This window comes from Motilibacter deserti (genome assembly GCF_011250635.1).
GTDB lineage: Bacteria > Actinomycetota > Actinomycetes > Motilibacterales > Motilibacteraceae > Motilibacter_A > Motilibacter_A deserti.
This window is the reverse complement of record NZ_JAANNP010000027.1, coordinates 1-21479: the sequence shown is the minus strand read 5'-3', so window position 1 is coordinate 21479 and position 21479 is coordinate 1. Positions and strand designations below refer to the sequence as shown.

The following is a 21479-nucleotide window of genomic DNA, read 5'->3' as shown; positions in this document are numbered from 1 at the left end:
GTGCCGTCGAGCTCGCCCACCACGCTCAGCCGGGCCGTCCCGCCATGTGCCGCGAGGATCGCGCTTGCCGCCATCGTCCCCACCTCCTACCCGCTTCGCGCCCGTGTCGGGCATCTGTCGGAGCCGCATCGGCACCGCTGTGATGCCGCCGCTTCGCCGCTGTCCCGGGACCTGCTACCCGGCGACCGAAATGCTTACGCACCGCGACTGATTTGTCACTGACGTCATCCGTCCGGGTGAGCCACGACTGATCGAAATGACCGCTCTGGTGAGGCTCGGGCGAATCTGCGGATGTGCTCCGGGGCGTACTCGGGGGTGTACTCGGGGGCCGGTCCGGGGGAAGGATCAGTCATGACCAGCGGTACGCCCACCGGCGCGGTCTCCGCGTCCTCGCCCTTCCCGCCCATCGCCGACTACGGATTCCTGTCCGACGGAGAGGTGACCGCGCTCGTCGCCCCCGGCGGCAGCGTCGAGTGGATGGGCGTCCCGCGCATGGACTCCCCGAGCGTCTTCGGGGCCATCCTCGGCCGGCACGCCGGGAAGTTCCGCATCGCGCCGGCCGACCGCCGCGTACCCGACTCCCGGCGTTATCTGCCCGGCACGATGATCCTCGAGACGAGCTGGGGGACGGCGACCGGCTGGCTCATCGTCCGCGACGTGCTCCTCATGGGTCCGTGGCGGCACCAGAAGCACCGGTCCGACACCCACCAGCGGCCCCCGACGGACTACGACGCGGAGAACGTCCTGCTCCGCACGATCCGCTGCGCCTCCGGCGAGGTCCAGGTCGTCATGGACTGCGAGCCGATCCCGGACTACGGGCTCCACCACGTGCGCTGGGACTACACGGGCGAGAGCTACACCCAGGGGGTCGCGCGCGCCCCGGGCAGCGACGTCGAGCTGACCCTGACCTCGGACATGAACCTCGGGTTCGAGGGCGGCCGCGCGACGGCACGCACCCTGCTCAAGGAGGGGGAGCAGCGGTTCGTCGCGCTCTCCTGGGGCGACGCGGACCCGCCCCGCACGTTCGCCGACGCGTACTCCCGGCTGACCTGGACCGCCCACCACTGGCAGCACTGGCTCGCCCGCGGCAGCTTCCCCGACCACCCGTGGCGCAGCTACCTCCAGCGCAGCGCGCTGACGCTCAAGGGCCTGACGTACGCCCCCACCGGCGCGATCATCGCGGCCGCGACGACGTCGCTGCCCGAGACGCCGCAGGGCAACCGCAACTACGACTACCGCTACACGTGGGTGCGCGACTCGACCTTCGCGCTGTGGGGGCTCTACACCCTCGGCTTCGACTGGGAGGCGATCGACTTCTTCGCCTTCGTCATGGACGTGTCCGAGCGTGACGGCGAACTGCAGATCATGTACGGCATCGGCGGCGAGAAAGAGCTCGAGGAATACACCCTCGATCATCTTCCCGGGTACGACGGCGCCCGCCCGGTGCGCGTCGGCAACGCCGCGCACGACCAGCGCCAGCACGACGTCTGGGGCGCGGTGCTCGACTCGGTCTACCTGCACAACAAGGTCCACCACCACCTCGACGAGCGGGTGTGGCCGCTGCTGCAGAGCCTCACCAAGGCCGCGCTCACCCATTGGCGCGAGCCCGACGCGGGGATCTGGGAGGTACGCGGCCCGCTGCAGCACTTCACCTCCTCCAAGATCATGTGCTGGGTCGCGCTCGACCGCGGTGCCCGGCTCGCCCGGATGCTCGGCGAGACCACGCAGGCCGTCGAGTGGGAGCGCGCCGCCGAGGAGATCCGCCAGGACGTGCTCGAGCACGCGGTCGACGAGCGCGGCGTGCTGACCCAGGCGTACGGCAGCAACGCCCTCGACGCCTCGGTGCTCCTCGCGCCGCTGGTCCGCTTCCTGCCGCCGGACGACCCGCGCATCAAGGCGACCGTGCTCGCCATCGCCGACGAGCTGACGGCGGACGACCTGGTGCTGCGCTACCGCGTCGAGGAGACCGACGACGGCTTCACCGGGGAGGAGGGCACGTTCACGATCTGCTCGTTCTGGCTCGTGTCGGCCCTCGTCGAGATCGGCGAGGTCTCCCGGGCGCGCCAGCTCTGCGAGAAGCTGCTGTCCCTCGCCGGGCCGCTGCAGCTCTACGCCGAGGAGATCGACCCGCACACGGGCAAGCACCTCGGCAACTTCCCGCAGGCGTTCACCCACCTGGCGCTGATCAACGCGGTCATGCACGTGATCCGGGCCGAGACGGGGGCGACGGCGTAGCCGGGTCGGGGGAGCCGGCTAGTCGCCCGTCGCGCCGTCGATCCGCTCGCGCAGCAGGTCGGCGTGGCCGTTGTGGCGGGCGTATTCCTCCACCATGTGCGTCACGATCCAGCGCAGCGTGAACGATCCTTCTCGTCCCGCACTCCGCTGGTCGAGGCCGCTGCTGTCGGCGACGACCTGCCGGGAGTAGTCGCACTCCGCGCGCCAGCGGGCGAGGTCCGTGGCCGCGTCGCCGGTCCCGACGTCGTCGAACTCGCCGTCTCGGTTGGCCTCGGAGTAGTAGACGGCGACGTCGGGCGCGCCGCCCATGGTGACGCGGAACCAGCCGCGCTCCACCTCGTACAGATGGCGCACCAGGCCCAGCAGGCTCAGGCTCGACGGCGGCACCGACCGGGTCTTGAGCTGCTCGTCGGTCAGCCCCGAGCACTTCAGCTCGAGCGTCGCCCGGTGGTAGTCGAGCCACCCGGTGAGCATCTCCAGCTCACCGGCGTCGGGGGAGGGCTCCTGGCGTTGCACGTCGGTCATGGGCGGATGGTGGCGTGGGGGTGGGCGCGGGCGCCAGTGGGTTGTGAAGTGGCGACTTGCGGGGCGTTGTCGTCACCACGGCCGAGCTGTGGCTCCGCCTTCGTGGCAACGACTCGGCCGTGGTCAGGTAGCGCGGTTGCGACGAGCGCGTGCCAGCGCCGCGTCAATCTTGCGGCGGAGCGTTGCGGGGTCGTGCGCGTCCCGCCAGCCGAACCGTACGACCGGCCATCCGGCGTCCTCCAGGTCCTCCTGGCGCAGCTTCTCCGCCACGAGCACGGCGGAGGGGTCGCGGCCGCGCAGCATGGCCGGGTCGGTGTACTTCGCCTTGCCGTCGAACTCCCCGATGACGATCCCGTCGATGACGAAGTCGACCCGGTACACGCGCCCGCTCAGTCCCGACACCCGCACCTGCAGGTCCACCGCGTACCCGAGCTCAACGATCCGGACGCGGCCGAGGGACTCGCCCGGAGACTCGGAACGAGGATCGGCGGAGTCGAGCGTGCGGCGAGCGGCGGCGGTGCCTGGCCATCGCTGCATCCATTCGAGCACTGCCGCGACCTCCGCCCGGGAGACCTTCCCCGACGCGAGTGCGGCGTCGGCCACCACGACTGCCTCCTCCAAGGGCAGCCGACGCGCGACGTCGACTACGGTCCGGGCCAGCGCCGTACGGCTAACCCCGTGGGCGGCGGTGTCCCGGTGCTCCACAGGCAGTGGCGCGACGTGGAGCCGGTAGCCCCTGCGTGCGAGATGGGCACCGGTGTCGGTGGTGAGGTCCACACCTTCTGGCAGCCGGAGGAGCGGCAGCCCGTGCAGCACCGCGGCGGAGGCGTGGCTCGCGCACGCACCGGGACGCGTCGTGAGCAGCGCACCGGCGACCCGGAGCCCGAACAATGCATGCTCGTCGGCCGACTCCACGACTGCACGCTCTGCATAGGCGCCCTTGCTCACGCTCTGCCACTCACCGCGCCGTCGCTCGCGTTGCACCTCCTGCTGCGTGTAGCCGGCCCGTAGCGCGTCGCCGGTTGAGAAGACGTTGCCCTGACGGGCCGCGATGCCGCGCAATCGTGGTGTCACGGGAGCAGCGTCCGTGAACGGCGAAGGCGCCGAAGGGGAGCGGGTCGAGACTGTGGGCCCGTCCGCTCCACTCACCGGGCTGTGGACGACCGACGGGCCGTGGTGGCCACTCAAGCCGAGCCACGGCTCGGCCGTGGTGATCTCGGCTCCGCCGTGGCCGGCCCCCACCCGCCCTACCGCGACGCGCGCACCCGCCGCACCTTGCGCACGACCCCCGCGCCCACGAGCAGCACGACGGCCACGATGACGACGGCGTCGATCACGTCGGTCCACCGCGAGACCTCGTGCCAGCGCGAGCCGAGCGCGTAGCCCACGCCCACGAGCAGCGCGTTCCAGACCGCGCTCCCGATGAGCGTGAGCACGCTGAACCGCACGACCGGCATGCGCGCCGTACCGGCCGGGACCGAGACCAGGCTGCGAACGCCGGGAACCAGCCGGCCGAACAGCACGCTGGCCGAGCCGTGGCGCTCGAACCACTTGACCGAGCGGTCGACGTCCTCGGCCTCGGTGAGGGGCACCCGGGCGAGGACGCGGCGCGCCCGCTCGGGCCCGAGGCCGCGGGCGAGGGCGTACAGGACGAGCGACCCGACGAGGGAGCCGATCGTGGCCGCGACGACGACGGCGACCAGGCCGAACTCGCCGCGCGAGGCCAGGAAACCGGCCAGCGGCAGGACGACCTCGCTGGGGACGGGGGGCACGACGGTCTCGAGCGCGGTGAGCAGGCCGATGCCGACCGGGCCCGCGGCGGAGATGATCTCCCCGGCCCAGCCGGTGATCCCGCCCCCGAGCTCGGCGGCGGGGTTCGCGGCGCCGGAGGCGGAGCTCGCGAGGGGATCGAAGGCGGCCCGTCGGGCCGGGACGGTCACGGTCGCGGCGTACATCTCGACATCCTCCCCTGCCCCGGGGAGGGGCACGATCTCTAGGCTCTCGATGTGAGCAACGCAGCAGCGGACCAGTCGCGTCACGGGCCCCGGCTCAAGGCGTCGGTGAGCAGCCTCCCGGCGTACGTCCCGGGCCGGCCCGCGACGGCACCGGACGGGCGCCCGGCCTACAAGCTGTCGAGCAACGAGAACCCCTATCCGCCGCTGCCGTCGGTGCAGGCCGTCCTGGCCAGCGCGTTGAGCGACATCAACCGCTACCCCGACATGGGTGCGTCCGGGCTCGTGGCAGCGCTGGCCGCACGGCTCGGTGTTCCGGCCGACCACCTTGCGACAGGCACCGGCAGCGTCGGGGTGCTGCAGCAGTTCGTGCAGGTCACGGCCGGTCCCGGGGACGAGGTCGTGCACGCGTGGCGGTCGTTCGAGGCGTACCCGATCGTCGTGCAGATCGGCGGGGCGACCGGCGTGCCGGTGCCGCTCACGGCGGACGAGCGTCACGACCTGGACGCGATGGCCGCCGCGATCACCGAGCGGACGCGCCTGGTGCTGCTCTGCACGCCGAACAACCCGACCGGCCCGGCGCTGCGGCAGGCGGAGGTGGACGCCTTCCTGGACCGGGTGCCGGGGGACGTGCTCGTCGTGCTCGACGAGGCATACCTCGAGTTCAACCGCGACCCGGAGACCGTGGACGGGCTCGCGACCTACCGCGACCGCCCCAACGTCGCGCTGCTGCGCACGTTCTCCAAGGCCTACGGCCTGGCCGGCCTCCGGATCGGGTACGCCGTGGCGCACCCCCCGGTCGCCGCGGCGCTGCGCGCGACCGCCGTTCCGTTCGGGGTGAGCGCGCTGGCCCAGGCCGCCGCGGTCGCCAGCCTGGCCGCCGAGGACGAGCTGCGCGAGCGGGTGGACGCGCTCGTGGTCGAGCGCGAGCGCGTGGTGGCGGCCCTGCGTGGGCAGGGATGGGACGTTCCGGAGACGCAGGCGAACTTCGTCTGGCTGCGGCTCGGCGAGCGGACGGCGTCCGTCGCCGCCGAGTGCGAGGCGGCTGGCGTGGTGGTGCGCCCGTTCGGGAACGAGGGGATACGGGTCACTGTGGGTGAGCGCGAGGCGAACGACCTCTTCCTGGGGGTCGCCGCGTCGGCGGCGGGCTGAGACGGAGGGCGGGGCGATGACCGGGGGGCCGGCGCGAACGGGGGGCGAGGAGCCGGCCGAGCCGACCGAGCCCTCCGGGCCGACGCGGCCGGCTGACCCGCCGCCGCCTGAGCCGTCCCCGGACGGCTCCGAGCTCGCCGGGCTCGCGGCGCTGCACGCGGCGTACCAGCGCGAGCGGGCCGGGCGGGAGGACGCCGAGCGTGCGGTGCGCAGCGCGGCGGTGCTCCAGGCGGTGACGGGCGCGCTGTCGGGCGCACACGACATGACCGCCGTCGCCGAGGTGGTCTCGCGGGTCGCGCGGACGGGAGTCGGCGCGGCCGGCTCGTTCGTGGCCCGGCTGCACCGTTCGGGCGGCAGGTTCGAGCTGCTCGGGACCGACGGGCTGTCCGGGCCGACGGCCCAGGCCTGGCGCAGCATGCCGGCGGACCGCGACCTCCCGCCCGGCGAGGCCCTGCTGACGCGGTCGCCGGTGCTGGTGCGCACGCGGGCCGAGCGTGACGCGCGCTTTCCCCGGATCATGGCCGGGCCCAACGACGACCCGGGCTCGTTCGCGGCGCTGCCGCTGCTCGACGCGGGCAGCGTGGTCGGCGTCGTGAACTTCTCCTGGCGCCAGGAGGGGCAGATCGACGTCGTCGGGGTCGAGCTGCTGACGGCGCTCGCCGCGCAGTGCGCGCAGGCGCTGGAGCGGGCACGGCTTTACGAGGCCGAGCGCGCCGCCCGGCAGCGGGCCGAGGAGGCGGTCGAGCGGCTTCGGGTGCTGCAGTCGCTGACGGCGCGGCTGTCCGGGGCGGTCGACGGTGCCTCGGTCGGCGCGGTGATCCTGAGCTCGGCGATGACGGCGCTCGACGCGCGCGGCGGCGTGGTCTACCGGCTGGACGAGCGGCGCGGGACGCTGTCGCCGCTGGCGAGCCGCGGTCGGTCGGGCCCGCAGCCGGGGCCCGCGCTGCCGGTGGCGGCGAGCGGGCCGATCGCCCGCGCCCTGCGGCTGGGTGCCCCGGTCGTCGCGGGCGCCGACCCGGAGCAGGTGTGCATCCCGCTGGTGCTGGAGGCTCGGCAGGTCGGCGTGCTCTGCCTCGACGTGCCGGACGGGACGGCCGTCGCCGTCGAGGACCGGGCGTTCCTGGACGCCGTGGCGGGCATCTGCGCGCAGGCGTTGGAGCGCGCCGAGCTCTTCGACCGCGCCCACGACACCGCGACGACGCTGCAGCGCAGCATGCTGCCGCGGCGCCCGCCAGCGGTCCCAGGGCTGGAGGTCGCCGTGCGCTACCGGCCGGTCGGCGGCCGGACCTGGGTCGGCGGCGACTTCTACGACGTCTTCGCGCTGGGGCCGGGCCGGTGGGGCGTGGTGATCGGCGACGTCTCCGGCAAGGGCGTGGAGGCGGCGGCGCTGACGGCGGTCGCGCGCTACACCGTGCGGGCGGTCGCGCCGGCCGCCGTCTCGCCCGCGCAGGTGCTCGCGCAGCTGAACGCCGCGGTGCTGGACTGGGCCGACGGCGAGGACCGCTTCTGCACGGTCGCCTATCTCGAGGTACGCCCCGGCCCGCCCGCGCGCGTGTCCCTCGCGGTCGGCGGCCACCCGCTGCCGACGCTCGTGCCAGCGCAGGGCGGCGTACGCCCCGTGGGCGTTGCGGGGACGGCCATCGGGCTGGTGGCGGGCGCGACGAGCGCGGACGTCGACGTCGACCTCGCGCCCGGGGAGGCGCTGGTGCTGGTCACGGACGGGGCCCTGGAGGCGCGCCGGCCGGACGGGTCGTGGGCCGACGACCTGGTCACGCGCGTGCTGTCGACCCCGGGGCCGACCGGTGCTCCGGCCGGCCGGGACGCCGAGGAGATCGCCGACCGCGTCGAGCGGGCGGTGCTCGACGTGCAGGCCGGGCTGCCCCGCGACGACCTGGCGGTGGTCGTGCTGCGGGTCCCGGACGCGTCCGAGCCACGCCCGGCCACGCTGGCCATGACGCTCGAGTGCGCGCCGGAGAGCGTCGCACGCGCCCGGCGGCGGACCCGGGAGTTCGTCGCGGCGGCCACGGCGCGCACGGACCCGGACGCCGACGCCGCCGAGGTGGCCGCGCTGCTCGTCTCCGAGGTCGTGACGAACGCGGTGGTGCACGCCCGCACCTCGGCCGGGCTGCGCATCGAGCTGGCCGACGACCGGGCGCGGATCGAGGTGGGCGACGCCAGCCCGCTGGCCCCGGTGCGCCGCGAGGCCGACTCCGACGAGCTCGGCGGCCGCGGGCTGCTGCTGCTGGACCGGCTGGCGGCGGCGTGGGGCGTCGAGCAGAGCGCCGAGGGCAAGGTCGTCTGGTTCGAAGTTGATCTAGAGTGTCCGGAGCCTGACGCCGCGTAATCCCTTCGGCCGCCTCCGTGCGGACTAGCCCGACCGGGTGCGCAGCCAGGGCCGACCGGGTGAGATGACTGGGCCGAAGGGCTCAAGCCATCCGGAGCAGTGCCGAGAATGTCCTCGAGGCCTCGTGGCGTACGCCGCCGGAAGGGCCGTCACGAGCGCGGGAGGAGGTGCCGATGAGCACGACACGGCGTACGTCGTCGACCCGGGTCGCCGGCACGACCGCCGCGCTGGCCACCGTCAGCGCCGGCGCCCTCGCCGTCCTCGCGCTGATCGGCTCGGCCCGGCTCGACGCCCCGCTCGCGGACGAGGCCGTCGCCGTGGCCGCGGCCCCGGCTCCCCCTGTCCTCGTGTCCGGCCCGGCCGCCGCCGCGCTCGCCTCGGCGCGCGCCAGCTCGGCCGCCACCGCCCCCGGCACCGCCGGCTCCCCGTCCCACGTTGCCGGCGCGGGCCCCGCGGCGCGCGGCAGCTCGCCCACCACGGCCGGCCAGAGTGCGGACGGCGCCGCCGGCGTGCCCGGCGCGGTCGCGTTCCCGGACGCCGTGCCGCCGCAGAGCACCCCGGCCGACAGCGGTCCCCGTTGGCCGTCCCCGAGCGTCACCGCGGGCGCGGGCAGCGGCGGCACCGGCTCGCCAACGCCCGGCGCCGCGTCGCCTACGGCTCCGCAGGCCCCTGCCGCCACCCCGGCGGCCCCGTCCGCCCCGGCTACCCCGTCGGTGCCGCCGACGGCCGGTCCGGCCGCGTCTGCGACGCCCGGCCCCGCCTCGTCGGGCTCCGCGACCACGGCGCCTGGCCCGGCCCCGGCCGCCTCGGCCGCTCCGAGCCCGCAGCCCTCGCCCACCCCGTCGAAGGGCGCGGACGACGAGCTGTCGCCCGACGCCTCCACCCCGCAGCCCTCGAGCGAGCCGAAGCCGACGGTGGCGCCGAAGCCCACGCCGCGGCCCATCGCGAACGACACCCCGTCCCCGCGCGCCGACGCCACGCCGGGCGGCACGTCGGGCGGTGACACGAAGGACGGTGGCACGAAGGACGGCGGCGCCAAGCCCGGCGGCACTCAGGACGGCGGGCCGAAGGACGGTGCCGGCAAGGACGGGGCCGGCAAGGACGGGGCCGGCAAGGACGGCCTTCCCGCGGAGGCCGCCGACGCTGCCGCGCTCCCGGCTGCGGAGTGACCTACCGCCCGGCGACGGTCAGACCGAGGACTCGCTGAAGGTGTCGCACTGCGACACCTCGCCGGACTGGAACCCGCGCAGGAACCACGTCTGGCGCTGCTCGGCCGACCCGTGGGTGAACGTGTCGGGCTGGACGTAGCCCTGGGCCTGCTCCTGCAGGACGTCGTCGCCGACGGACTGCGCCGCCCGCAGGCCCTCCTCCAGGTCGCCGGCCTCGAGCAGGTTGCGCTCGGCCGTCGACGCGCCCCACACGCCGGCCAGGCAGTCGGCCTGCAGCTCGGTGCGCACGGACAGCTCGTTGGCGTCGTCGGGGTTGCGCGCCGAGAGCTCGGCGACCGAGTCCGAGATGCCGCGCAGGTTCTGCACGTGGTGGCCGAACTCGTGGGCGATGACGTACGCCTGGGCGAAGTCGCCGGGGGCGCCGAACCGGGTCTGCAGCTCCTGGAAGAACTCCAGGTCCAGGTAGACCTGTCGGTCGGCGGGGCAGTAGAACGGACCGGTGGACGCGCTGGCGCGGCCGCAGCCGGTCGACACCACGTTGCGGAAGATCACCAGCCGGGTGCGCTCGTAGGACTGCCCCGCGGCCGCGAACGACGCCTGCCAGTAGTCCTGGACGTCGTCGACGACGAACCGCAGGAACGCGACGAGGTCCTCGTCGTTGGAGGGCGCCGTCCCGCGGTCGGCGCCGGCGACCCGCGCGTTCTGGCCCATGGGGTCCAGCCCGCTGCCGATGCTGCCGAAGCCGCCGCCTCCGCCGGTGAAGGCGAAGATCAGCGCGATCACGACGCCGACGACGCCCAGCCCGCCACCGCCCACGGCGACCGGCAGCCCGAGGCCGCGGCCACCGGACCCGCCGCCGGAGTCGAAGACGACCTCGTCGGAGTCGATGGAGCCGTTGTCGGTGCGCATGCCGGACCAGATGCCCAGCCGGGGATGGGCTTGCACTTCGCGGTGGGCGCGTTCCGGCCGCGCCTGCACCGGGCGTCCTCGTCCCGCCCGGTAGCCTGGCGGGCGCGCCCGAGCCGAGAAGCGGCTGCTGGAGGGCGGTCGGCGCATCAGCCGTACGCCCCCAGGCTCCTTCGCAGGAGGGCGTGCCGCCGCAACCGGGGCGGCGTCCGAGGGCGCAGGGAGCTTCGTTGGGACAGGTCGCCAGCGCGTGGGACGGGACCGAGGTCGGCCCCGACCCGGTCCAGCTGCTGACCCCTGCGGGTCGGCGGGTGAAGCACCCCTCCTTCGCGGCGGACGTGACGCTCGAGGAGGTCCGGGGGTTCTACCGCGACCTGGTCCTCGCCCGCCGGCTCGACACCGAGGCGACGGCGCTGCAGCGCCAGGGCGAGCTGGGCCTGTGGCCGCCGGCGCTCGGCCAGGAGGCCGCGCAGATCGGGTCCGGTCGGGCGCTGACCTCCGCAGACCACGCGTTCCCGACCTACCGCGAGCACGGCGTCGCGCTTACCCGCGGCGTGGACGCGCTCGAGCTGCTGCGGATGTTCCGCGGCGTGGACCACGGGGGCTGGGACCCGGTCGCGACCGGGTTCCACCTCTACACGATCGTCATCGGTGCCCAGACCCTGCACGCCACCGGCTACGCGATGGGCCTTCAGCGCGACGGCCGCGTCGGCGACGACGGCAGCGCTGTGCTGGCCTACCTCGGCGACGGGGCCACGAGCCAGGGCGCGGTCAGCGAGGCGTTCGTCTGGGCAGCCGCGATGAACGCCCCGATCGTCTTCTTCTGCCAGAACAACGGCTGGGCCATCTCGGAGCCGACGAGCAAGCAGACCCGCATCCCGATCTACCAGCGCGCCCGCGGCTTCGGCTTCCCCGGGGTGCGGGTGGACGGCAACGACGTGCTCGGCGTGCTGGCGGTCACCCGCGCGGCGCTCGCCCACGCGCGTGAGGGCGGCGGGCCGGTGCTCGTCGAGGCGGTCACCTACCGCATGGGCGCGCACACCACCTCCGACGACCCGTCCCGCTACCGGGACCCGGACGAGGTGGCCGCGTGGAGGGCACGCGACCCGATCGACCGCGTACGCGCCCTGCTCGAGCGCGAGGACGCGGCCTTCGCCGGGCTCGCCGCAGCGGTCGAGCGGGAGGCCGAGGAGCTCGCCGAGCGTGTACGCAGCGGCGTGCGCTCGATGCCGGACCCCGCGCCGCTCGACATCTACGACGACGTCTACGCCGAGCCCCACGCCGCGCTGGAGCGGGAGCGGGCGGAGCACGCCGCATACCTCGCGTCGTTCGAGGAGGTGTCCTAGATGGCCCCGCAGCGCTCCGTCGGCGGCGGCGCCACCGGGCCGGTCACGATGGCCCGCGCCATCGGCATGGGCCTGCGCCGTGCGCTCGAGGACGACCCGAAGACGCTCGTCATGGGCGAGGACGTCGGCCAGCTCGGCGGCGTCTTCCGCGTCACCGACGGGCTGCTCAAGGACTTCGGCGAGGCGCGGGTCATCGACACCCCGCTCGGCGAGGCCGGCATCATCGGCACCGCCGTCGGGCTGGCGCTGCGCGGCTACCGCCCGGTGTGCGAGATCCAGTTCGACGGGTTCGTCTATCCCGCGTTCGACCAGATCGTCAGCTCGCTCGCCAAGCTGCACGCCCGCTCGCGGGGCCGGCTCTCCGTGCCCGTCGTGATCCGCATCCCGTTCGGCGGCGGCATCGGCGCGGTCGAGCACCACAGCGAGTCTCCTGAAGCCTACTTCGCTCATACGGCCGGGCTGCGGGTCGTCTCCCCGGCGACGCCGAACGACGCCTACTGGATGATCCAGCAGGCGGTCTCGAGCGCCGACCCGGTCGTCTTCCTGGAGCCGAAGCGCCGCTACTGGGAGAAGGCCGAGCTCGACCTCGCGTCGTCCCCGCTCCCGATGGGCGAAGCGCGGTTGGTGCTTCCTGGTTCACAGGTCACGCTCGTCGCCTACGGCCCGACGGTGCGCACCGCGATCGACGCCGCGGCCGCGGCGCGCGAGGAGGGCATCAGCATCGAGGTGATCGACCTGCGCTCGCTCTCCCCGCTCGACGTCGACGCGGTCGAGGCCTCCGTGCGGCGTACGGGCCGGCTGGTCGTCGTGCACGAGGCGCCGGTCTCGCTCGGGCTCGGGGCCGAGCTCGCAGCGCAGATCACCGAACGCTGCTTCCACTCCCTGGAGGCTCCCGTCCTCCGCGTGGGCGGCGCGGCGGTGCCGTACCCGCCGGCCCGCGTGGAGGAGCACTACCTGCCCGACGTCGACCGCGTGCTGCACGCGGTGGACCGGGCGCTCGCGTACTAGGAGGCGCAGTTGTTGCGGATCGAGCGGCACTTCGCCCTGCCCGACGTCGGTGAGGGCCTGACGGAGGCGGAGATCGTCTCGTGGCGGGTCAAGCCCGGTGACACGGTCGCCGTGAACGACGTGGTGGTCGAGATCGAGACGGCCAAGTCGCTGGTGGAGCTGCCGTCGCCGTACGCCGGTGAGGTCGCGGCCCTGCTCGTCGAGGCGGGTGCCACGGTCCCCGTCGGCACGCCGCTGCTCCTCGTGGCCAGCGAGGTCGCCGAGCCCGTCGAGGGCCCGGCCGGCGTGCCGGCGCCCGGGGCGGTCGAGCTGGCCGGCGAGGCCGCGGGGGAGCCGGTGCTGGTGGGCTACGGCACCTCGTCGGCGCCCGCGCGCCGCCGCCGGCGGCCCGCCGCGGCGTCCGCCCCCGCCCTCCCCGCGCCGTCCACCGTCGGGCGGGCTCCGGCTGCCGCCGTGCCGGCCGCCACCGTGCCGGCCGTCACGGCAGCGGCCGGCACCGCGCATACCGATCACGTGCCCGCCGGCCCGCCGCTCGCCAAGCCGCCCGTCCGCCGGCTCGCCCGCGACCTGGGCGTCGACCTGCGCGCCGTCACCCCGACCGGCCCCGGCGGCACCGTGACCCGCGAGGACGTCGAGCAGGCCTCGGCCGCCTCGCTCGCCCCGCCGCTGGGCGCGGCCTCCGCGGCGCCGCTCGCGGCCGCCACCGGCGCGGAGGCGGACGAGCAGCGCATCCCGGTGCGCGGCGTACGCCGCTCGACCGCCGAGGCGATGGTGCGCAGCGCGTTCACCGCCCCGCACGTCACCGTGTTCCAGACCGTCGACGTGACGCTGACGATGGAGCTGCTCGACCGGCTGAAGGCCCGGCCCGAGCTTTCGGACGTACGCGTCACGCCGCTGGTGCTCGTCGCCCGCGCGCTGCTGCTGGCGATCCGGCGCAACCCGGCGATCAACGCGACCTGGGACGACCCCGCACAGGAGATCGTGGTCAAGCGCCGGGTCAACCTCGGCATCGCCGCCGCGACCCCGCGTGGCCTGCTCGTGCCCAACGTCAAGAACGCCGACGCCATGGCCCTGCCGGAGCTCGCCCGGGCGCTGCAGGACCTGACGACGAAGGCGCGCGAGGGGCGCATGCAGCCGGCGGACATGCAGGGCGGCACGATCACGATCACCAACGTCGGCGTCTTCGGGATCGACACCGGTACGCCGATCCTCAACCCGGGCGAGGCGGCCATCCTGGCCCTGGGTGCGATTCGGTGGATGCCGTGGGTGGTGGGGTCGGGGGACGACCGGCGGATCGAGCCGCGTCGCGTCGTCGAGCTGGCGGTCTCGTTCGACCATCGGATGGTCGACGGGGAGCTCGGCGCCCGGTTCCTCGCCGACGTGGCCGCGGTGCTGGCCGACCCCGACGTGGCGCTGGTCTGGTCCTGACCCGTTCGGGTCATCGGGAGCGCGCACCCGCCGGATGCGGCAGGCTGTCCTTGTCGGGGCAGCGCTTCGAGAGGGGTCCCTGGTGCGAGCAACGTCGCCGTCCACCACACCGACGGGCCGGTCCGGCCTGAGCCGGGCCGTCAGCGCGGTGCGCAGCCGGCTGCCGCAGGTGCAGGGCACCAGATGCCAGCTCTGCGGGTTCGAGATCCCCGCGCTCGACCTCGACCTCGACGAGCAGATGGCGTGGTTCGAGAGCTGCGAGGGCAAGCCCTGCCCGCGCTGCACCGGCATCGCGTACGCCGTGATCGCTGGTGTGCTCGTGGTCGTGCGCGCCCGCCGGCGGCTGCACGCGTCCGCTTCCTGACCTGCCGCGCGTGCGGCTCGCGCATCCGTTGGCCACGGCTGGCAAGCTGGGGGCGTGCGTGCAGCTCTGATCCAGTTGGACGGCTCGCTCGAGGCGCCGCTCGCGGAGCGGGTCGAGCGAGCCGCGGGCCTCGTCCGCGCCCAGCGCGGCGCCGACCTCGTGGTGCTGCCGGAGCTGTGGGCGCACGGCGCCTGGGCCACCGACTCCTGGGCGGAGTCCGCGGCGCCGCTCGAGGGCCCCGTGCTCGACGCCCTGCGGCACGCCGCCCGCGAGACCGGGTGCGTGCTGCACGGCGGCTCGCTGCTCGAGCGCCTTGCAGACGGCCGGGTCTTCAACACCGCCGTGGTGCTCGGCCCGGACGGGGAGCTGCTGGCGACGTACCGCAAGATCCACCGGTTCGGCTTCGACGCCGGCGAGGCGGCGGTGCTCGCCGCGGGCGAGGACGTGGCAACCGTCGACGCGCTCGGGTCCCGGCTCGGGCTGGCCACCTGCTACGACCTGCGCTTCCCGGAGCTCTTCCGGGTGCTCGTCGACCGCGGGGCGCAGGCGTTCGTCGTCGCGGCGTCGTGGCCCGCGAAGCGGCGCGAGCACTGGTCGCTGCTCGCCCGGGCCCGTGCCGTCGAGGACCAGGCGTGGGTCTTCGCCTGTGGTCAGGCGGGGACGCAGGCCGGCGTCGAGCTGGCCGGTGGCAGCCTGGTCGTCGACCCGTGGGGGCGGGTCGTCGCCGAGGCGGGCACGGGGGAGCAGGTCCTCGAGGTCGAGGTGGACCTGGGAGAGGTCGAGGGCGTACGCGCCGGCTTCCCGGTGCTGCGCGACCGTCGCCTCTCGTCCGCGACGGATTGAGACGGCGGTCCTCCCGCCTCGTCACGCGGGTGTGACGGCGGCCACCCGGTCGGTGTTTCCGTCGTATTGCCTGAACGTGACTTCTTTGTTGTGCGAGTTAAGGCTGATGTTCTCTCTGCCCAATGGGCCGTTCGGGCGAACTACTGTGCCGACGGCCCATCCGGCGTAGGCCGGTTTCGACGGTGGGCACCTGAGAGGACTAAGACATGCAGTGGACTTCGCGTGCCCGAAAGCGGGCCGCATCCGGTGCCCTGGCCGTCGGGCTGGGCGTCGCCGGGGTCGTCGCGTTGCCGACGACGTTCGCCACCTCCGTCAACGCTGCGCCGACGCTGCCCAGCGACGGCAAGTGGGACGTCACTGCGACGCCCACCGGCTACAAGGTCACGCTGACCCTCGACTCCGAGGTGCCGGTCCGCGACGCGCTCACCGAGCTCGCGGTCGACGGCCGGGTCATCGGCGAGGCGAAGCAGTCCCTCGACGGCAAGACCCTGACCGTCGAGACGACCGACAAGAGCGTCGCCGACGCCACGTCGGTGCAGCTCGCGTTCAGCGGGTCGATCCCCTCGGTCGAGTCCGCGGCCTCCAGCGCCAAGCTCAAGAGCCTGCGCGTGGCTCCCGAGGCCGAGTCGAGCGCCATCGCCGCCGCCGCGACGATCGGCGACGACCCGGCGACGCCCGGCGCCTACACCGTCAAGCGGGCCGACTACAGCCTCGGCGAGAGCGTGTGGAAGCTGCCCGGCCTCTTCCCCGCGGCGAGCCCGGTCGAGGACAAGGCCGCTGTCTACCTGCCGGACGGCGCTGCCGGCGCCCGCCCGCTGGTCGTCTTCCTGCACGGCCGCCACTCCGCCTGCTACAACCCGACGACGCGCACCACCAACAACGCCGTGTGGCCGTGCCCGACGACGCACCCGGTGCCGATCGACAGCTACAAGGGCTACGACCAGACGGCCGAGGCGCTAGCCAGCCACGGCTACGTCGTCGTGTCGATCAGCGCCAACGGCATCAACTCCCAGGACGCGAACTACACCGACGACGCCGGCACCGCCGCGCGCGGCCAGCTCGTCATGAACCACCTGGACCAGCTCGCCCGCTGGAACGACGGCAAGGGCGACAAGACCCAGCGCGCCGTCTTCGCCGGCAAGATCGACTTCAACAACGTCGGCCTCATGGGCCACTCGCGCGGTGGCGAGGGTGTCGTCGAGGCGGCGCTGCAGAACTCCGAGCTGCACAAGCCTTACAACATCAAGGCCGTCCTCCCGCTCGCGCCGATCGACTTCGCCCGCGAGACGCTGCCGGACGTGCCGATGGCGATCATCCTCCCCTACTGCGACGGGGACGTGTCGAACCAGCAGGGACAGCACTACTACGACGACTCGCGCTACGCGAACGACGACAACGTGCTCCGCTCGTCGCTGATGGTCATGGGAGCGAACCACAACTTCTTCAACACCGAGTGGACGCCGGAGACCTCCGTCTCCCCGTCGTCCGACGACTGGAGCGCCAGCGCGGCGGGCAACGACGCGGTCTGCGGGCAGAACAACCCGGCCAGCACCCGGATCACGCCCGCGCTGCAGCGCTCTGTCGGCACGGCCTACATGGCCGGCTTCTTCCGCCTCGTGATGGGTGGCGAGGCGCAGTTCCTCCCGCTGTTCGACGGCACCAACGGCACCGTCGCCTCGACGAGTGGCGCAACGGTCTACACGCAGGCTCAGCAGCCGGGTTCGCTGCGCATGGATGTCGCCACCCTGGAAGCGCCCGCCAAGAACGTCCTGATCTCCGGCTTCGCGACCAGCGACTACTGCACCAACCACGTGAACTACGTGACGCAGTCCACCGACCTGAGCCCGTGCTACTCGCTCTCGTCGGTCACGTACCCCGGGCGGGCGCCGCACTGGACCCCGGCGAGCTACGCGCCGTTCGTCCCGCACTCCCCGGTGCTGAAGACCACGTGGACCACGACGGGCACGACACCGCCCAACGCGGCGGTCCGCGTGACCCTCCCGTCGGGCAAGACCGACGTGAGCGGCTTCGACGCCCTCACCTTCCGGGCGGCTCGTGACGAGGTCTCCACCGGCGACGTCGACCTCAACGTCACCCTGACGGACGGCGCGGGCAAGACCCAGTCGATGACCGTCTCCAGCGTCAGCCCCGCGCTCACCGCCTTCCCCGGCTCGACGAACACCACCCTGGGCGTCCAGCGACTGCCGAAGACGTGGATGCGCACCGTTCGTATGCCGCTCGCCGGCTTCAACTCGGTCAACCTCAAGGACATCCGGCAGGTGCGCTTCTCTCCCGCGACCACGACCGGTGGGGCGTTCCTCTCGGACGTCACCTTCGACACCCCGGGCGTGGGCGCTGGCGGGCCGTCGGAGCTGCCGCACGCCAGCATCGCCGACGCGACGGTCAGCGAGGGCAACGCTCCCGGCTACGTGACGATGCGGATCTCGCTGGACGACAAGCTCGCGGCACCGGCCTCCCTGTGGGTCGCGACGAACATCTCGTCCACTCAGATCGAGCCGCAGGCGATCCCGGTCTACCTTCCCGAGGGCGCCCGCTCGGCCACGGTGGAGATCCCGCTGCTGGGCAACACCACTCGCGGCACGGCCGCTTCGAGCAGCATCCGGGTCGTCCTCACCGACGGCCAGGGGGTCCTGTTCGGCGACCAGTTCGCGGCGCTGACGATCCTCGAGGACGACTGAGGATGTGACGTTCCCGCGGTGCTAGACACCGTGTGACGACAGGGCCGGTGGGGCGACACCCCGCCGGCCCTGTCGCATGTCAGCATGGGCCCGTGCCGTCCGACCTGCCGTTCGTCGACCTCTTCGCCGGCGCGGGCGGGCTGTCGCTCGGGCTCGCGAGGGCCGGGCTCACCCCCGTGGGCGCCGCGGAGATGCAGGGCGACGCGCTCGCGACGTACGTCGCGGCGCACGAGGCGTACTTCCCCGGATCCGCGCTGCAGGTGTTCGAGGGCGACCTCGCGCAGCACTCGCTGTGCTCCCTGCGCGGGCAGGTGGCCATCGTCGCGGGTGGCCCGCCGTGCCAGCCGTACAGCGTCGGCGGCCTGCGACGAGGGATCGGTGATGCCCGAGACGGGCTTCCGTTGTTCGTGCGGGTGGTCCGGGAGGCGCGCCCCGAGGCCTTCCTGCTCGAGAACGTCCCCGGGCTCGCTTCCGGCGCCCAGCGCGCGCGGCTCGACGCGGTGGTCGCGGAGCTCGCGGCGCTGGGCTACGGGGTGGACTGGCGGCTGCTGCGCGCGGCGGACTTCGGCGTGTGCCAACGCCGGCAGCGCCTCCTCGTCGTGGGTACGCGGCGCGGGAGCTTCGCGTGGCCCGAGCCCACGCACGGGCCGGGCCGGCCGGTGCCGTACGTGCGGGCGCGAGAGCTGCTCGACCCCGCGCGGCCGCTCGGCGAGACCAACCCGGCGCTGGTGACGTACGCGAGATCGCCCGACCTGCGCCCCAGTCCGTGGGACGGGCACCTGTGGAACGGCGGTGGGCGGCCGATCGACCCCGACGGGCTGGTGCCGACGCTGCTGGCGTCGATGGGCGGCAACAAGACACCGTGGCTCGACGGCGGCGGTGTCGTGCCGGCGTACCACGCCCATCTGCTCGCGGGGGGCGAGCCGCGGGCGGGTCACGTGCCCGGCGCGCGCCGGATCACGCCCGAGGAGGCGGCTCTCGTGCAGGGGTTCCCGGTGGACATGCCCTGGGTGGGGCCGCGGTCCTCGCGCTACCGCCAGGTGGGCAACGCGGTGCCGGTCGGGCTGGCCGAGGCGATGGGCCGGGCGCTGCGGGCGCATCTCGTCGGCGAGCCGGCTGCGGACGTGGCCTGAGCCCTGCCGGCCCGGGCCCGTGTGCCCGCGCACGATCGGGGGACTGCGAGTCCCTGGACCGAAAAGCCCTTCCTCGCCGCGCCGGGCCTCCCGCAGACTCGCTGCCGGAAGCTTGATCCAGTGAGAGGCACGGAAGACATGACGGCACAGCGGGTGGCGATCGTCAGCGGCGGGTCCCGGGGCATCGGCAAGGCGGTCGCGACGACGCTCGGAGCCCGCGGCTTCGCCGTGGTCGTGGGGTACGCGGCGCAGCAGGCGAGCGCCGACGAGGTGGTCGCGAGCATCACGGCGCACGGAGGCCGGGCCCTCGCGGTGCGGGCCGACGTCGCCGAGGAGAAGGACGTGGTTCAGCTGTTCGATACGGCAGAACTTGAGTTCGGAGGTGTCGACGTCGTCGTGAACGCGGCGGGACGGATGTATCTCGCGCCCGTCGCCGAGCTGGACCTCGAGGAGCTGGACGCCATGCACCGCACGAACATCCGCGGCACCTTCGTCATGGCGCGAGAGGCCGCGCGCCGGGTGCGCCCGGGCGGGACGATCGTCAACTTCTCGACCTCGCAGGTCGTGCTGCAGTTCCCGACCTACGCCGCCTATGCGGCGAGCAAGGGCGCGGTCGAGGCGATGACGCTGTCGCTGGCGCGCGACCTTCGGGGGCGCGACGTCACGGCGAACGCCGTCGCTCCCGGCGCGACGGCGACGGACATGTTCCTCGACGGCAAGTCCGAGGAGCTCGTCGAGCGGCTGGCGAAGCAGCCCCCGCTGGAGCGCCTCGGGCAGCCCGAGGACATCGCGGAGGTCGTCGCCTTCCTCGCCTCGCCGGCCGGGCACTGGGTCAACGGGCAGGTGGTCCGGGCGAACGGCGGCATGGCCTGACGCCGGGTGCGCGCCCTCGCTCAGGGCCGGCCGGCGCGCGCCTCCTCCACGACCCGCCAGCCCGCGTCGACCCCGTCACGGCCGTCGCAGCTGACGTCCTTGCCGGGGTCGAGGTCGCGATAGATGTCGAAGAAGTGGGCGATCTCGGCGAGCTGGGAGGCGGGCAGCTGCTCGAGGTCCTCGACGCCGTCGAAGGCCGGGTCCCCGTCGGGGACGCACACGACCTTGGCCTCCCGGCCGTGGCCCGTCATCACCCAGAAGACGCCGACGACGCGCGCGCGGACGCGTACGCCCGGATAGGTCGGCTCGGGCGTCAGGACGAGGGCGTCGAGCGGCTCGCCGTCGGAGCCGGTCGCGCCGGGCACGAAGCCGTAGTCGGCCGGGAAGGCGAACGCCCCGGGCAGGCGGCGGTCGAGGCGAACCTCGCCGGTGTCCGTGATCTCGTACTTGTTGCGGCTGTTGCGCGGGGTCTCCACGACGACGTCAACGGTGCGCGGCCCCGTCACGCCGCCGGCCCGGAGCTCGCCAGCTCGAAGACCCGGTCCATGCCCGACACGTGGAAGAGCTTGACCAGGTCGGGGCCGGCGTTGCCGAGGACGAGAGCGCCGCCGAGCTCGGTCACCCGGTGGCGCGCCGCGACGAGCACCCCGAGGGCGGCCGAGTCCAAGAACGGGACGTCGCGCAGGTCGAGAAGGAGGTCCAGGCACCCGTCGTCGATCAGCCCGAGCAGCTCGATCCGCAGCTGCGGGGAGGTCTCCAGGTCCAGGTCGCCCGTCGGGGCGACGATCGTCCTCCCGTCCAGCCCGTGCTGCACTCGCAGGTCCATGAGCCTCCTCCCGGCCGGGGCCTGCGGAGGGCTCCGCCGGCCTTTCGTCGGACGAACTGCTCATATCTGGCTACCCCGCCTGGAGCGGGGTATCCCGCCGCCGCAGGCCTGCCGCCCGGGAAGCTTCCGGCGCCCGCCGTGTTGACTGGTGTCATGGGAACGACGGGACGAGCACGCGTACGCGCGCCGGAGCTGGTGGGGCGCGGCGGCTGGCTGAACACCGGCGACGAGCCGCTGACCCTCGCCGGGCTGCGCGGCAAGGTCGTGCTCCTGGACTTCTGGACGTTCTGCTGCATCAACTGCCTGCACGTGATCGACGAGCTGCGCGAGGTCGAGGAGCGCTGGTCCGACGTGCTCGTCACGGTCGGGGTGCACTCGCCGAAGTTCGTCCACGAGGCCGACCACGCGGCGGTCGTCGCGGCCGTCGAGCGCTACGACGTCGCGCACCCGGTGCTGGACGACCCCGACCTCACCACCTGGCAGAACTACGCCGTGCGGGCGTGGCCGACCCTGGTCCTGATCGACCCCGAGGGCTACGTCGTCGCGCAGTTCGCCGGCGAGGGGCACGCCCACGCGCTCGACCGGGTGGTCGCCGAGGTCGTCGCCGAGCACGAGGCCAAGGGCACGCTGCACCGCGGGACGGGGCCGTACGTCCCCCCGCCGCCGCGCGAGGGCG

Annotated in this window: 19 protein-coding genes; 13 read left to right on the top strand and 6 right to left on the bottom strand. The window is 74.0% G+C overall.

Annotated elements, in window-relative coordinates; genetic code table 11:
• Window positions 1–351 precede the first annotated feature (351 nt).
• Window positions 352–2235, top strand: a complete 1884-nt coding sequence (locus G9H71_RS16525) for a glycoside hydrolase family 15 protein (protein ID WP_231134954.1) — start codon at window positions 352–354, stop codon at window positions 2233–2235.
• An 18-nt stretch (window positions 2236–2253) separates the two neighbouring features.
• Here the strand turns inward: G9H71_RS16525 and G9H71_RS16520 are convergent, their stop codons facing one another.
• The 3 genes from G9H71_RS16520 to G9H71_RS16510 all read right to left on the bottom strand — a co-directional run bounded on the left by G9H71_RS16520 (window position 2254) and on the right by G9H71_RS16510 (window position 4748).
• Window positions 2254–2760 (bottom strand): DinB family protein, encoded by a 507-nt coding sequence (locus G9H71_RS16520; protein ID WP_166283741.1) that lies wholly within the window; start codon window positions 2758–2760, stop codon window positions 2254–2256.
• A gap of 123 nt (window positions 2761–2883) precedes the next feature.
• A complete protein-coding gene (locus G9H71_RS16515) occupies window positions 2884–3834 on the bottom strand; it encodes a type IV toxin-antitoxin system AbiEi family antitoxin domain-containing protein (protein ID WP_166283739.1) in 951 nt (316 codons plus the stop codon).
• A gap of 173 nt (window positions 3835–4007) precedes the next feature.
• Complete coding sequence (locus G9H71_RS16510) at window positions 4008–4748, bottom strand: DedA family protein (protein WP_331273060.1); 741 nt, start codon at window positions 4746–4748, stop codon at window positions 4008–4010.
• Between the two features lie 18 nt (window positions 4749–4766).
• Here G9H71_RS16510 and hisC point away from each other — a divergent pair, with 18 nt between their 5' ends.
• The 3 genes from hisC (at window position 4767) to G9H71_RS16495 (ending at window position 9377) form a co-directional block, all read left to right on the top strand.
• Window positions 4767–5864 (top strand): histidinol-phosphate transaminase, encoded by a 1098-nt coding sequence (hisC, locus tag G9H71_RS16505; protein WP_166283737.1) that lies wholly within the window; start codon window positions 4767–4769, stop codon window positions 5862–5864.
• A gap of 16 nt (window positions 5865–5880) precedes the next feature.
• Window positions 5881–8208, top strand: coding sequence for a SpoIIE family protein phosphatase (locus tag G9H71_RS16500; RefSeq protein WP_166283735.1), 2328 nt, complete (start codon window positions 5881–5883; stop codon window positions 8206–8208).
• A gap of 173 nt (window positions 8209–8381) precedes the next feature.
• Window positions 8382–9377, top strand: coding sequence for a hypothetical protein (locus tag G9H71_RS16495; protein ID WP_166283733.1), 996 nt, complete (start codon window positions 8382–8384; stop codon window positions 9375–9377).
• Between the two features lie 18 nt (window positions 9378–9395).
• Here the strand turns inward: G9H71_RS16495 and ypfJ are convergent, their stop codons facing one another.
• Window positions 9396–10286, bottom strand: a complete 891-nt coding sequence (gene ypfJ, locus G9H71_RS16490; RefSeq protein ID WP_231134953.1) for a KPN_02809 family neutral zinc metallopeptidase — start codon at window positions 10284–10286, stop codon at window positions 9396–9398.
• Window positions 10287–10513: 227 nt separating this feature from the next.
• Here ypfJ and pdhA point away from each other — a divergent pair, with 227 nt between their 5' ends.
• The 8 genes from pdhA to G9H71_RS16450 all read left to right on the top strand — a co-directional run bounded on the left by pdhA (window position 10514) and on the right by G9H71_RS16450 (window position 19977).
• Window positions 10514–11629 carry a pyruvate dehydrogenase (acetyl-transferring) E1 component subunit alpha gene (gene pdhA / locus G9H71_RS16485; protein ID WP_231134952.1) on the top strand — a complete coding sequence of 372 codons (1116 nt, stop codon included), beginning with the start codon at window positions 10514–10516 and terminating at the stop codon, window positions 11627–11629.
• A 48-nt stretch (window positions 11630–11677) separates the two neighbouring features.
• Window positions 11678–12637: an alpha-ketoacid dehydrogenase subunit beta gene (locus tag G9H71_RS16480; RefSeq protein ID WP_407939774.1), complete on the top strand. Its 960-nt coding sequence runs from the start codon at window positions 11678–11680 to the stop codon at window positions 12635–12637.
• A 9-nt stretch (window positions 12638–12646) separates the two neighbouring features.
• The gene (locus G9H71_RS16475) at window positions 12647–14065 is read left to right on the top strand and encodes a dihydrolipoamide acetyltransferase family protein (protein WP_231134951.1); all 1419 of its coding nucleotides are present in this window, start codon (window positions 12647–12649) and stop codon (window positions 14063–14065) included.
• An 82-nt stretch (window positions 14066–14147) separates the two neighbouring features.
• A complete protein-coding gene (locus G9H71_RS16470) occupies window positions 14148–14429 on the top strand; it encodes a hypothetical protein (protein ID WP_166283725.1) in 282 nt (93 codons plus the stop codon).
• A gap of 54 nt (window positions 14430–14483) precedes the next feature.
• Window positions 14484–15272, top strand: a complete 789-nt coding sequence (locus G9H71_RS16465; protein ID WP_166283723.1) for a carbon-nitrogen family hydrolase — start codon at window positions 14484–14486, stop codon at window positions 15270–15272.
• 206 nt (window positions 15273–15478) lie between these two features.
• The gene (locus tag G9H71_RS16460; protein WP_166283721.1) at window positions 15479–17971 is read left to right on the top strand and encodes an alpha/beta hydrolase family protein; all 2493 of its coding nucleotides are present in this window, start codon (window positions 15479–15481) and stop codon (window positions 17969–17971) included.
• A 92-nt stretch (window positions 17972–18063) separates the two neighbouring features.
• The gene (locus tag G9H71_RS16455) at window positions 18064–19104 is read left to right on the top strand and encodes a DNA cytosine methyltransferase (RefSeq protein ID WP_331273059.1); all 1041 of its coding nucleotides are present in this window, start codon (window positions 18064–18066) and stop codon (window positions 19102–19104) included.
• Between the two features lie 138 nt (window positions 19105–19242).
• On the top strand, window positions 19243–19977 hold the full coding sequence (locus G9H71_RS16450) for an SDR family oxidoreductase (protein ID WP_166283745.1): 735 nt from the start codon (window positions 19243–19245) through the stop codon (window positions 19975–19977).
• Between the two features lie 20 nt (window positions 19978–19997).
• Here the strand turns inward: G9H71_RS16450 and G9H71_RS16445 are convergent, their stop codons facing one another.
• Both G9H71_RS16445 and G9H71_RS16440 read right to left on the bottom strand, forming a co-directional pair.
• Window positions 19998–20483, bottom strand: coding sequence for an inorganic diphosphatase (locus tag G9H71_RS16445; protein WP_166283719.1), 486 nt, complete (start codon window positions 20481–20483; stop codon window positions 19998–20000).
• Window positions 20480–20803 (bottom strand): STAS domain-containing protein, encoded by a 324-nt coding sequence (locus G9H71_RS16440; protein ID WP_166283717.1) that lies wholly within the window; start codon window positions 20801–20803, stop codon window positions 20480–20482. Before G9H71_RS16440 ends, G9H71_RS16445 begins: the two co-directional genes overlap by 4 nt.
• 153 nt (window positions 20804–20956) lie before the next feature.
• Here G9H71_RS16440 and G9H71_RS16435 point away from each other — a divergent pair.
• Window positions 20957–21479 (top strand): thioredoxin-like domain-containing protein (locus tag G9H71_RS16435; protein ID WP_166283715.1); only part of this gene is annotated, 523 nt, incomplete at its 3' end.